The 13319-nt window shown below is 48.6% G+C and carries 10 protein-coding genes and 2 pseudogenes; 10 read left to right on the plus strand and 2 right to left on the minus strand.

All coding sequences use genetic code 11. From position 1 onward, the window contains the following. Positions 1 to 112 precede the first annotated feature (112 nt). Positions 113 to 430: a hypothetical protein gene (locus KT99_RS07415; RefSeq protein WP_040571709.1), complete on the minus strand. Its 318-nt coding sequence runs from the start codon at positions 428 to 430 to the stop codon at positions 113 to 115. A 153-nt stretch (positions 431 to 583) separates the two neighbouring features. Here KT99_RS07415 and ettA point away from each other — a divergent pair, with 153 nt between their 5' ends. From ettA to KT99_RS07430, 3 genes and pseudogenes are all read left to right on the plus strand, one after another. Beyond that, on the plus strand, positions 584 to 2251 hold the full coding sequence (gene ettA, locus KT99_RS07420; RefSeq protein WP_005498538.1) for an energy-dependent translational throttle protein EttA: 1668 nt from the start codon (positions 584 to 586) through the stop codon (positions 2249 to 2251). Between the two features lie 3 nt (positions 2252 to 2254). Continuing rightward, positions 2255 to 2473 (plus strand): annotated as a pseudogene (locus tag KT99_RS07425) (metallophosphoesterase); the annotation flags it as partial. A 906-nt stretch (positions 2474 to 3379) separates the two neighbouring features. After that, positions 3380 to 4816: a DUF3300 domain-containing protein gene (locus KT99_RS07430; protein WP_100067629.1), complete on the plus strand. Its 1437-nt coding sequence runs from the start codon at positions 3380 to 3382 to the stop codon at positions 4814 to 4816. Here KT99_RS07430 and KT99_RS07435 read toward each other — a convergent pair. Then, positions 4813 to 5532 carry a pseudouridine synthase gene (locus KT99_RS07435; RefSeq protein WP_005498543.1) on the minus strand — a complete coding sequence of 240 codons (720 nt, stop codon included), beginning with the start codon at positions 5530 to 5532 and terminating at the stop codon, positions 4813 to 4815. The genes KT99_RS07430 and KT99_RS07435 overlap by 4 nt on opposite strands. A gap of 182 nt (positions 5533 to 5714) precedes the next feature. Here KT99_RS07435 and KT99_RS07440 point away from each other — a divergent pair, with 182 nt between their 5' ends. The 7 genes and pseudogenes from KT99_RS07440 to torA all read left to right on the plus strand — a co-directional run bounded on the left by KT99_RS07440 (position 5715) and on the right by torA (position 13292). Further along, complete coding sequence (locus tag KT99_RS07440) at positions 5715 to 6077, plus strand: hypothetical protein (protein WP_157752190.1); 363 nt, start codon at positions 5715 to 5717, stop codon at positions 6075 to 6077. A gap of 422 nt (positions 6078 to 6499) precedes the next feature. Next, entirely contained in the window at positions 6500 to 8623 is a 2124-nt protein-coding gene (locus KT99_RS07445) for a TonB-dependent siderophore receptor (RefSeq protein WP_005498547.1), read from the plus strand. A gap of 235 nt (positions 8624 to 8858) precedes the next feature. Then, positions 8859 to 9005 (plus strand): annotated as a pseudogene (deoD, locus tag KT99_RS23385) (purine-nucleoside phosphorylase); the annotation flags it as partial. Then, positions 8938 to 9363, plus strand: coding sequence for a hypothetical protein (locus KT99_RS23535; protein ID WP_005498549.1), 426 nt, complete (start codon positions 8938 to 8940; stop codon positions 9361 to 9363). The pseudogene deoD and the gene KT99_RS23535, both read left to right, overlap by 68 nt. Then, entirely contained in the window at positions 9360 to 9530 is a 171-nt protein-coding gene (torE, locus tag KT99_RS07455) for a trimethylamine N-oxide reductase system protein TorE (protein ID WP_005498551.1), read from the plus strand. Before KT99_RS23535 ends, torE begins: the two co-directional genes overlap by 4 nt. Positions 9531 to 9599: 69 nt before the next feature. After that, positions 9600 to 10778, plus strand: a complete 1179-nt coding sequence (gene torC, locus KT99_RS07460; protein ID WP_005498552.1) for a pentaheme c-type cytochrome TorC — start codon at positions 9600 to 9602, stop codon at positions 10776 to 10778. A gap of 21 nt (positions 10779 to 10799) precedes the next feature. Then, complete coding sequence (gene torA / locus KT99_RS07465; RefSeq protein ID WP_005498554.1) at positions 10800 to 13292, plus strand: trimethylamine-N-oxide reductase TorA; 2493 nt, start codon at positions 10800 to 10802, stop codon at positions 13290 to 13292. Positions 13293 to 13319 lie beyond the last annotated feature (27 nt).

Consider the following 13319-nt stretch of genomic DNA (forward strand, 5'->3'; position numbering starts at 1 on the left):
CGATGCACCAAACAAGATATCGACATAACGCGCTTCCATTGTCAACTTAACTGTGTGGCCCATTGCATAGCCATAGCCCCCCTCTCAAAGCACAGATTTACTGCCCCAATAGCTATGATATTGGTTGATATAATCTCGACTGGCGAAGGTTTATAACGGCATAAAAGTTTTCATCGGCTTCCTGCCCCATGCTGACATATTCGGCTCCCATGGACGGACCGATATAGAGGATTTCCCCCAGTGCGAGTACCAGAGTAATTTCTGTCATGGCCCTCAAGCAATCTTTCTCGGTATGAGACTCAAGCGATTCAGCAAAGAGAACACTATTTTTGTCTAACGAGATATCGCTCGCTTGAGGAACGGCAGAAATGGCACAAGAGAAGAGCATCAGGGTACTAGCCAGCCACTGAGATATTATTGTTCCGTTCAATATTCATCCTTTAATACAAAGTTAAATAACAAAATTTAATTTCCGTTCAAATGCCGTCTCAAGAAGCAGAACACTGAATCTAAATGTGCCATTTAAGTTCAGTACAGTTTCGCGTAGAATTGCGTCATTATTTAGTCACCCAGTGAATTCATCATGGCTCAGTTCGTATATAGCATGCTTAGAGTCGGCAAGATTGTGCCGCCGAAAAAGCAAATTCTTAAAGATATTTCTCTTAGCTTCTTTCCCGGCGCAAAAATCGGTGTTTTAGGCCTTAACGGCTCGGGTAAGTCCACCCTATTGCGCATCATGGCCGGTATCGACACCGACATCGAGGGTGAAGCGCGCCCGATGCCGGGTCTTAAAATTGGTTACCTGCCCCAGGAGCCTAAGCTCGATGAAAATCAAACCGTGCGCGAAGCCATCGAAGAAGCGGTTTCTGAGGCTAAGAATGCCCTGACTCGGTTAGATGAAGTTTATGCCCTGTACGCCGAGCCCGATGCCGATTTCGATGCATTGGCCAAAGAGCAAGGTCAGCTGGAAGCCATCATACAAGCTCAAGATGCCCACAATCTGGATAACATCTTAGAGCGCGCCGCTAACGCCCTACGTCTTCCCGACTGGGATCAAAAGATAGCAGTGCTATCCGGTGGTGAGCGCCGCCGCATCGCCATCTGTCGCCTGCTGCTGGAAAAACCAGACATGTTACTGCTCGATGAGCCAACCAACCACCTAGACGCCGAATCGGTCGCCTGGCTGGAACGTTTCCTCAAAGACTACACAGGCACTGTTGTGGCCATCACCCACGATAGATACTTCCTCGATAACGCCGCAGGTTGGATCTTAGAGCTGGATCGTGGTGAAGGTATTCCATGGGAAGGTAACTACTCCTCTTGGCTTGAACAGAAAGATGCCCGTCTCAAGCTGGAATCCGCCACTCAAAGCGCGCGCCAGAAGACCATCGCCAAGGAACTCGAGTGGATACGCCAAGGCGCCAAGGGCCGTCAGTCGAAAGGCAAGGCGCGTATGGCACGCTTCGAAGAACTTAATTCCAGCGATTACCAGAAACGTAACGAGACCAACGAGCTGTTCATTCCACCCGGACCACGTCTGGGCGACAAGGTCATCGAAGTGAAGAACCTGACTAAGTCCTATGGCGATAGGGTACTCATAGATAACTTGAGTTTCTCGGTACCCAAGGGCGCCATCGTCGGCATTATCGGTGCCAACGGCGCGGGTAAATCGACCCTGTTTAAGATGATCACCGGCGCAGAGCAGCCAGACAGTGGCACAATCGAAATTGGCGAGAGTGTAAAACTTGCCTCAGTAGACCAGTTCCGTGACTCCATGGATGATAAGAAAACCGTATGGCAGGAGATCTCCGGCGGCCAAGATATCATGCGCATCAACAACACTGAAATTCCAAGCCGCGCCTATGTGGGCCGCTTCAACTTCCGTGGCGGCGATCAGCAGAAGATCATCGGCAGCCTATCTGGCGGTGAACGTAACCGAGTACATTTGGCGAAACTTATCCAGTCAGGCGGCAACGTCTTGTTACTCGATGAGCCCACCAATGATCTCGACGTCGAGACCCTACGCGCACTGGAAGAGGCAATACTCGAGTTCCCGGGTTGCGCCATGATCATCTCTCACGATCGCTGGTTCCTCGATCGCGTCGCCACCCATATCTTAGATTACCGCGACGAAGGTCAGGTAAATTTCTACGAAGGAAACTACACCGAGTACACCACTTGGTTGAAAGATACCTTAGGCACAGATGCAATCGAACCTCATCGCCTCAAGTACAAGCGCATGAGTAAATAGACCAGTAAAATCGATAGAGTATTGGCTTATTTTGATGTGAAACATGTCGTCGTCGGCCACACCTCACAGACTGGAGTGTTAGGCTTATTTAACAATAAGGTTCTGGCGGTCGATTCGAGCATCAAGAATTGCCAATCCGGCGAGCTGCTGTTAATCGCGCCAAATGAAGGGCAAGACACATTAATCTGTGGCCTATACGATGGCAGTCGCGTGACGCTATAAGTGACCTAGATACTATGAGCCAATGAGCCAATGAGCTTGCAAGTTGCAGGCTCATGCTCTCCTAGCCAGAGTTAAAGATGAAGTAAAATAGAAGCCTGATCTTTCTTGGTCATCTTATACCATTCCGAGTAAGTATCTGATCATTCAGCGGGAGTTCAAAGCGCTGTAGGCAAGGTCTATATTTACTCCTCGGTAACTGCTCCTGCGTTACTCTACCTCCTATATCCCTATAGTCGTGCAATATAGACATTCACCACATCCATGTGGCTTGCGGATGTTTGAAGCTAATAGTTATTCTCGGCAACAAGCTCCTGCGTTGCTCTCGATAATTGCTCCTGCATTATTCTACCTTCACCCGTCCATGGGCTCGTACCTCCTGCATCTGACCTCCATGGTCTTAAGCGTTCCATACGCTTTCAAGACATTTCCCATATCCCTATGGGTCAGGGAAATGTCTTATTTTGTATGGAACAAAATAGACCATGCAGTCGTATATCGAGAACATTCAACGTAACATAAAGGGCTTTGCCCTTTGCTTTAAACATCAGCCGCACTGCGTGAGGCTCTCAGCGTTTCCACTTCGGTGTTGCATTGACTTAAAAGGGAATAACCATTTCCTCATCAATGCGCCTTGAATTGAAAAAACTGAGAGTCTCTGAACTGACCAGATACTTATATGGAATGGTATTACTCACCACCAGCTTAATGAATTATCTATCATGCGCTCAATCTCCACACGGGGAATTGAGCCATCTAAGATAAGTTTCAGGTTTATTTAGCAGGTATGTTTTTGCAGCATCAACATCCATGAGGCTCATTCTATCGAACTATAATCACTTTCAGCTTACGTTCATCTTCGCCTCTTTATAATTGATACACAATCAAAAATAGCTGTTTGGAGACGATATGAATATGCACACTCGACAAAATCGAACTCGGGGGATCATAGCCCTGTGTATGATTCTCACCCTTACGCTGTTTGCTACTCTGTCAAAAGCACAAGCCGAGTCTAACGAACCAGAGGCCAGCTTCAGTGAAGCCGAGCTGGCGCAGATGCTCGCGCCTATCGCCCTGTATCCGGATAGCCTACTGACTCATATTCTTATCGCATCGACCTACCCACTGGAAATCGTGCAGGCTAAACGCTTACAGAGCAAAAACAAACTACTGCCTACAGCACAGTTAATGGAGAAGGCCGAAGATGAGGACTGGGATCCCAGTGTCACCGCCCTACTGGCTTTTCCTACTGTGCTCGACAAACTCAGTGAAGATTTAGAGTGGACACAAGATTTAGGCGATGCTTTCTTGCAAGATGAAGAGAGGATGCTGGCTAGCATTCAGACATTAAGACATCAGGCCGATGAAGCAAACAGCTTAGCCGAGATGGAGAACATGTCGGTAAGCCGCGTCGATAATCAGATCATCATAGAGCCTATCCAAAAAGAGATAGTCTACGTGCCCTATTACGACCCAAGAGTCGTCTATGGTCATTGGGCCTGGTATAACTACCCACCGGTATATTGGGCACCCTATCCTTATTATGTACGTCCACCCTATGGTCATTTTTACTGGCACAGTGGCGTTCATATCTCTTTTAATTACTATTTTAGCGCCTTTCATTGGCACCAGCGACATGTAGTGGTCGTTCACCATAAAAATGCCCATCACTATCGTCACCATGGCCGTATCGTGACCAGTCATGGCGCACAGAGATGGCAGCATAAACCTGCACATCGCCGCGGCGTCGCTTATCGCACTCCAGCAGTGAAACATAGATACCAGAGCCATCGTCCGAGCACGCTATATAGCAAGCAGGTACGTCAGGCCGATCGTCACGCAATCAAACATTCGAGCACGAGTAATAAGCTTCACTCAAAATCTATCCATACTACACGCGCAACAAGGGTGAATAACCTAAGCCATTACAACAAACAGATAGCGAAACAGAGGGAGCAGAAGTTTGCCAACCAGATGCACCACAAGAGAAACATGCAGGTCAGCGACCGTGGGGTGAATAAGCACAAGGGAGGCAATAATCACGCTCAAACACAGCAAAGATTGCAACAGGTATCAAGCAAGCCATCACGTTACAACCGGGTTCAAACGAAGTCGAGTCATAAGCCAGCTCACAAGGCGCACAATAACTTAAACTCACAACAGAACAAGGCATCACATTACAACCGGGTCCAAACGAAGTCGAGTCAGAAGCCAACTCAGATGAGAAGCTCAGCTCCGTCTCACCCTAAGGTGCATAATCAAAAAAATGCTAATCACAAAAGTAATAGCCAAAGAAGTAATAGTCAAAAGAGTAATGGTCGTTCTCACACTAAACAGAGAGACTAGCTGATACTTGACTCATAGCAGTTAAACCCACTGACTTCATCTTCTGTCAGATATCGCCACTCACCAAGCTCTATATCTAAGCTCAGCTTCCCTACCTGCTGTCGATGTAAGCCGACCACACGGTTCCCCACGGTAAAGAACATACGTTTGACTTGGTGATAGCGTCCCTCGCTGAGGGTTAACAACACCTGATGGGGAGCAATAACCTCAAGTTTAGCGGCTAGCGTCAGGGATTTTTCGCCCTGCAGCTGCAGTCCCTGTTCGAATCTGGATACCAGCTCATCGATATCCTCCTCTTCGATAGGATCTCGCAGAGTCACCCGATAGGTTTTCTCACAGTGATACTTAGGGTTAATGATGTTAAACGACCAACGTCCATCATCGGTGAGCAGCAAGAGGCCTGTTGTATCGGCATCGAGTCTACCTGTGATATGCAGGTCCTCGGCTCTGTCCATGTGGATATAGTTCATCACCGATGGATAGTCGCCATCGACGTTGGAACAAAGTGTATTAATTGGCTTATGCAACATGATATAGCGCGAAGGCCTGGCAACCAGGCGCTGACCAGATAACATGATGCTGTTGTTTTCATGTACTTGCGTCTGGGGCGTGATAATAACAATCCCGTTAACCCGTACCTTCCCGGCCTCAATCAAGTCAATTGATTCGACACGGGTGAAATCTGTACTCTTGCAGAGGAATTTATCGAGACGCATTTATCGGTAATATATTGGAGGTAAAACGAGGTGCATCATTATCGCTATTCACCGGCAAGGGTCAAGCTTGTTCATTAATCGACCTGGGCATGAACATTTATCAAGCACATAGCAGATTAATAAGCATATTTATACTTTTAGGGGGTAGTAATCAAGCTAACGGAACAGTATTGGTACATCATATGGCAATTAAGTATGAGCTAATATCCTATCTGCGGTATGCTCTGCAATCACTGAACTACATATTACTGCTCGATGACAGAAACATGTCCAGCATGTTTGCGGCTCATCGCTTCGACGTCATGGTTGTACTCGACAAAGACTCCATCGAATCAGCCTTCAAACAGATAAACTTTACCGATTTTGCTTATGCCGACTATAGGCATAAGCAAAATATTGGTATTTTTTACGGCCTATCTAAGCTATCTGCCAATACTAAAGTTAATGCCGAACTCAGCCGGGTACTGCTTGATATGTCTCAATCGGGCAGGATTACTCAGATCTACCAGGACGATAAGCTAGAGGCTCCCCTCAGGCTATTTTAGGCTGGCAGCTCAACTTATTCATAATCAGCTCTATTTAAACAATAAAAGTTATTCCTAAGCACATAAGTAACCGGCTTACTTTCCCGGGGAAAATTAACTGAGTGTGATCTGATGCTTAATGCCCATTTAGTCGGCCATCACTAATTTAGAAGCCACTGACTAATCATCCCGTCTGAGACAATAATCGAGAGTTGCAACGCTTGTGACACATTTCACAATTCGAACAATAACAGTTATACAAGTTCCATCTTTACACTGCAACTCTTGATAGTGAGATTGATTAGCATTAACATCCGCGATAATTGATCTTACATTCACATAAACATCTCATTACTGCGCGTAGAACATGATACGGCCATCACTTTTTATCTATGATGCCTAGGGAAAGGCAGCGCACACTTTGAGTCATTTAGGTTTACTCTATGAAGACCCAAGTTAAATTAATCTCTGCCGTCATCGCTGGTATTCTTCACTCAACAGCATTCGCCGCCCCACAAGTCAATGAAGCTCCAGATGAGACCCTAGTGGCCAGCAATGTCCAAGCCAGTCAGGATATCGAGGTGATCACAGTGGTTGGTCGCCAGCTGCATTACAAAACTGATCAGGCTCACGCCGCCATGCGCTCGGACGTGTCTCTACTTGATACTCCTCAGTCGGTGACCGTGATCCCAGCTGAGATCATGGATGACCAGATGATCCTCACCTTGGGCGATGCACTGAGAAATGACGCCAGTGTATCTATCGGCCGTGTCACCACCGACAGAGAGAGATTTAGCCTGCGAGGCTTTAGCTTAGATGAGAGCACTAACCTGCTTAAAGATGGCCATCAGCACTTCTCTAAATACCGTTTACCTATGGCTCTAGTGGATAGTATCGAAGTCCTCAAAGGCCCATCCAGTCTGCTCTATGGTCAATCTACTCCCGGCGGTCTGGTTAACCTGGTTACCAAGAAACCAACCTATGATTCATTTTTAGAAATCGGTGTGAAAGGTGATGACAATGGCTCGCTGCGAGGCATGCTCGATGCAGGTGGCAGCTTAAATGAAGCACAAACCATACGTTACCGCGCCATTGTCGAGAAGCAAGACAATAACAACTGGCGCGAATACCAAGATGGCAGCGCACAGGAGAGTGACTTCTTCGTCGGCAGCCTGATGACAGACTTCGACATTGGTGACAATCTCACCCTGTCACTACACTATGACACCTCAGATGAAGTGGCGGGCCAAGACAGCGGCTCTCTTGTCGATGACCAAGGCAATGTCATCGGCGGCAGTGAAACCATCTGGGATATGCCCTGGACCAAGATCGATGCTCAGAGCGAGAACTATGGCGCCGATATTAGCTACCAGTTAACCGACGACTGGAATATAGATGCGGGCTACAACAAGCAACATAACGAGCGTGAGCGTTGGGAGAGCAAGCCCCAGACTGGCAGCTACGATCCTGATAGCGGAAGCTACAAGAACAAGCCCTATAACAAGCTGGAAGATTGGCTGCAGCAGTCATTCTATTTTGACTTAGTCGGCACAGTCGAAGTTGGCGGCATGCAACACGACATGCTGGTCGGTGGTAACTATCTCAAGCACGAGTACAGCTCACTAAAAGTCAAAGGTAAGATGGATTCTGGCAATATCGATGCCGGCATCATCATCCCTCAGCCCGATCTGGACTACGCCAACGGCAAGTCAAAAACAGAGAATTACAAATACTATGGTGTATTCGCCCAAGACCTGATCACCTTCAACGATCAGTGGCAGCTACTCCTTGGGGTACGTTACGACAAGCAAGAAAAAACCGATGCGGACAGTCAGTCGCTACTGCCTAAATTGGGGATCATCTACCACCCTACAGATTATGCCTCTATCTACGCCAACTACAGCGAGAGCTTCGAGCCACAGGGTCGAGTAATGGATGATACAGATGCCAACGAAGGCATGGAGCTGGATCCAATCAAGGGCGAGATGTATGAGCTGGGCACCAAGTGGGAGTTGCTGTCTGGTAAGCTGCGCCTCAGTGCCGCGCTGTTCGATATCAAGCGGGAGAACATAGTGCTCAATCTGGGTGTAGATAAGGACAACCCAATCACCACCCAAGGCGGCGTACAGCGTCATCGAGGATTCGAACTAGGAGCCATCGGACAGATAACCGATGATCTGTCACTCATCACCTCAATGATGTACCTGGATGCAGAATTTGAACAACACAACGACTTGGAAGTGAAAGGAAATCGTCCCGCAGATGTCCCCGAGTGGACAGCCTCTATTTGGGCCAAATACTCGATCACTGATCGCGCCGCCTTCAACTTAGGTGCCTTCTACGAAGGAGCCCGTTTCGGCGACGCCGATAACACTTTCGAAAAATCTGCCTACACCCGTATCGACACTGGCATCAGCTACATACTGCCCGTGGCCGGAAACGACCTGCAGCTAAGACTGAAAATAGAGAACCTGTTCGATACCGACTACTTAGGTGGCGGTGAAAACGGTGAAGTGAATGTGGGCAAGCCAAGAACGCTGAAGTTTGGCATTAGCTATAAGATCTAACTAAGGCTAGATATCGAATGAGTCCAACATATAAAGGCCGCTCTGTTCTAAGAGCGGCCTTTTAAGTTCTTATTGAGCGAATGAGTCACACTCATGCCTCCCGTTAAGCATTCCATATCCACAGCACTGAATTATTCTGGATAGGAATAATCAACTTTTTTGCACTCCATGCGGACTTTTGTCCTAATCCCCTTGTTTCAGACAGTCTTACTATCGAGGCATTAAAGACATTTAGCTGATTAATGATTTGGGCGTGAAGCGCATCATACGTGTGGGAAGCTTAGGCGCGACCCAGAAGTATGTGAAATTGCACGATGTCATTCTGGCCCAAGCTGCGGGCACCGACTCTCCAACCAATGCTAAACTTAGCAGCGGCTATCAGTGTGGTGATGATTGCCATGACCATTATCGGTCTGTGCGGCGGAGTTGGTTTATGTATTGCAGACACAATCGTGGTGTCGGTGTGGAAAGACAAAATCCAGAGCACCATGCTCGTTGTCCAAGACGCTATGTTCAAGAGTGCGACTATTCTGTTATGGATTTTCATCAGCCTTATTTTTCATGCTCTTCGCCTGAGGCCAAAACAGCAATATTCTTACTGCCATTTGTATCATTGCTTGTTTGTTCATATTTCTTCATATTTTGTCAAAACTCATTCATTCCATGCATCACTCCTGTTCATATTCCTGCTCTATATTGATGTCATCGCAGATAAGATCACTAGAGAGAGTCCGCTATGACACAGCAAACGTCATCAGAATCAGCCAAGCAAGTTAAAACCAAGGAGCTCAGAGCCCTAGGTTTTATCATCTTCCTGTTGTTTCCCATCGTCACCATCACAGGCATCAGTGCCTATGGCTTCATTATCTGGATGATCCAGGCATTTGGTGGAGTCGTCGGCCACTAATCGCGATTTAATAACACGTAAAACAAACTCAAACGACGAAACAAATTTTAAGATTTAAAGGATGCTGTTATGAAGTGGTTTATCAACATTTGGCGCACACTGACCCAACCTGCCAAGTACCTAACCTTAGGCACTGTCAGTTTCTCGGCCTTTCTCATGGGTATCATCTTCTGGGGCGGTTTTAACACGGCTCTTGAGATGACCAATACCGAAGAGTTCTGTATCAGCTGTCACAGCATGGAGAGCATGCCATACAAGGAACTACAGGAAACCGTGCACTGGTCGAATCATTCCGGCGTGCGGGCCACCTGCCCAGACTGCCATGTACCACACAACTGGAGCCGTAAGATTGCCCGTAAGATTGAGGCCTCTCACGACATGTGGGGCTGGATGCTACAGACGGTAAATACCCCGGAGAAGTTTGAAGATAAACGCCTCGAGATGGCCAGCCGAGAGTGGCAACGATTCGATCGAGATAACTCTCTCGCCTGTAAAAACTGTCATAACTACGACTCGATGAAGTGGCAAGACATGTCAAAACTGGCTCAGAAGCAGATGAAGCGAGCCGCTGCGATAGATCAAAGCTGTATCGATTGTCACAAGGGGATCGCACATAAGCTACCCGATATGGGCACCGCACGTGCCCCTGAGCTCATCGCTCAAGTTGGCTCGGGTGAAAGGTCACTGCAGACCGAGAAGTTCTACTTCACCGCCTTGACTAAGCCACTATTCTACAACGATCACACAGACGTTGAAGCGGGAACACTGAACATAGCCACTAAGGTCAAGGTACTGGAGATCAAAGGCAACCGCGTCAAGGTAGGCATAGACGGCTGGCGTAAGAAGGTCGGCGTCGGTCGCGTCATCTACTACGATTTCGGCCTCAACATACTGTCGGCGCAATTGAGCAAAGATGCGGCCCTCGAAGAGGGCGTGATGCAGGTCTTCGAAGAGAAGGAAGATCCTATGACAGGTCTGACTTGGCAACGTGTCGAGGCTAAAATATGGACAGAAAAAGACTATCTGGTCTCAGATCTTCAACCTCTGTGGGACTATGCCCGTGAGACATATTCCACCAGCTGTAGCGTGTGCCACACCCAGCCTGACGAGAAACACTTCGATGCCAACAGCTGGCCGGGAATGTTCCAGGGCATGATAGCCTTCGTCAACATGGACCAAGATACCCAAGCCTTAGTGCAGAAGTACCTGCAAACCCATTCATCGACTTTCGACAAGTCAGCGCATTAACTAGGATTAAGGACTGGAACTATGAACAGAAGACACTTTTTACAAGGACTTGTATCGACATCTTATGTGGTCCTAAGCGGCGCATCGGTACTGGCACCACTCAATGCCCTGGCCGCTTCAGGCCCTAAGTCGAAAGATGGCTGGTTAACCACGGGCACTCACTTTGGCGCGTTTAAGATAAAACGTAAGAACGGCGTCATCGATCAGGTTAAGCCATTCGACTTAGACAAGTATCCTACGGATATGATCAACGGCATCAAGGGGCTGGTCTATAATCCATCTCGGGTGCGCTACCCTATGGTGCGTCTCGATTTTCTACTAAACAGACATAAGAGTGACACCACACAACGCGGCGACTTTCGCTTCGTGCGTGTCACCTGGGACAAGGCACTGAACCTGCTGAAAGATTCCCTCGATGAGGTGCAGACTAAGTACGGTCCATCTGGCCTGCATGCGGGGCAAACCGGCTGGCGCGCCACCGGGCAACTGCATTCGAGCACCAGCCATATGCAACGCGCCATCGGTATGCACGGCAACTTCGTCAAGAAGATTGGCGACTATTCCACCGGTGCTGGCCAAACCATCATGCCTTACATCTTGGGCTCCACCGAAGTCTATGCCCAGGGCACCTCCTGGTCACTGATCCTCGAAGAATCTAAGACCATCATCTTGTGGTCAAACGATCCTTACAAGAACCTGCAGGTGGGCTGGAACGCCGAGACCCATGAGTCTTTCGCTTATCTTGCTCAGCTCAAAGAGAAGGTTAAGCAAGGTAAGATACGCGTGATCAGCATAGATCCTGTGGTCACTAAGACCCAGAAATACCTGGGTTGTGAGCAGCTCTACGTCAACCCGCAGACAGATGTGGCACTGATGTTAGGTATCGCCCATGAGATGGTTACCCAGGGTTTACACGATAAGACGTTTATCGATGGTTACAGCCTAGGTTTCGACAGATTCCTGCCATACCTGCTCGGTGAGAGCGACGGCGTGGCCAAGACGCCTGAATGGGCCAGTCAAATCTCAGGGGTAACCCCAGAGATCATCCGCGATCTGGCTAAGGTAATGACACAAGGCCGCACTCAGTTGATGATGGGCTGGTGTATTCAGCGCCAGCAACACGGCGAGCAGCCTTACTGGATGGCGGCGGTTCTGGCCACCATGATAGGCCAAATAGGCCTACCCGGCGGAGGCATCAGCTATGGCCACCACTACTCTGGTATTGGCGTGCCTTCATCGGGCGCCGCCGCACCCGGAGCATTTCCACGTAATCTGGATGAAGATCAGCAGCCGCTGTTCGATAGCAATGATTTCAAGGGCGCCAGCAGCACCATTCCGGTTGCCCGCTGGATCGACGCAATTATGCAACCCGGCAAGACTATCGATGCCAACGGATCTAAGGTCACCTTCCCGGATATCAAGATGATGGTGTTCTCGGGCAACAATCCCTGGAACCATCATCAAGACAGAAACAAGATGAAACTGGCGTTCCATAAGCTTGAGTGTGTGGTCACTATCGACATAAACTGGACCGCCACCTGCCGCTTCTCCGACATAGTCCTGCCAGCTTGTACCACACTCGAACGTAACGATATCGATGTGTACGGCAGCTATGCTAACCGTGGCATACTGGCGATGCATAAGATGGTCGAGCCCCTGTTCGAGAGTCTGTCTGACTTCGAAATTTTCACCCGTTTCGCTGCGATCATGGGTAAAGAGAAAGAATATACCCGCGACATGAACGAGCTGGACTGGTTGAAGAAGCTGTATAACGATTGTAAAAAGGCCAATGCCGGCAAGTTTGCTATGCCGGACTTCGATACCTTCTGGAAAGATGGTTATGTTCACTTCGGTGAAGGTAAACCCTGGACCCGTCACGCGGACTTCAGAGAAGATCCTGAAATCAATCCTCTGGGCACCCCATCGGGACTGATCGAGATTTTCAGCCGCAAGATAGCTCAATTTGGCTATGATGATTGTCCAGGCCATCCTACCTGGATGGAGAAGACAGAACGTAGCCATGGCGGTCCGGGTTCAAATAAATTCCCGGTTTGGATGCAGTCATGTCATCCGGATAAGCGATTACACTCACAGATGTGTGAATCGCAAGAGTACCGTGAAACCTATACGGTTCAAGGCCGTGAGCCGGTATACCTGAGCCCCGAAGATGCCAAGTCTCGTGGCATCAAGGATGGCGATATCGTGCGGGTGTTTAACGACCGTGGTCAACTACTTGCCGGCGCTGTGATATCGGACAGCTTCCCCAAAGGCATCATACGTATCCACGAAGGCGCCTGGTATGGCCCGGTTGGTAAAGATGGCAGCAAGGAAGGCGGAGCCGAAGTTGGCGCCCTGTGTAGCTATGGCGATCCAAACACGCTAACCCAAGATATCGGCACCTCTAAGCTCGCTCAAGCCTGCGCCGCTTATACTTGCCAGGTTGAGTTTGAGAAGTTCCGTGGCAAGCTTCCTCAGGTCAGTTCATTCGATGGCCCGGTTGAGACCTTGGTATAACCAGCACAGGATAACGATAATATGGAA

The organism is Shewanella benthica KT99 (assembly GCF_000172075.1).
In the GTDB taxonomy this organism is placed as follows: Bacteria; Pseudomonadota; Gammaproteobacteria; order Enterobacterales; family Shewanellaceae; genus Shewanella; species Shewanella benthica_A.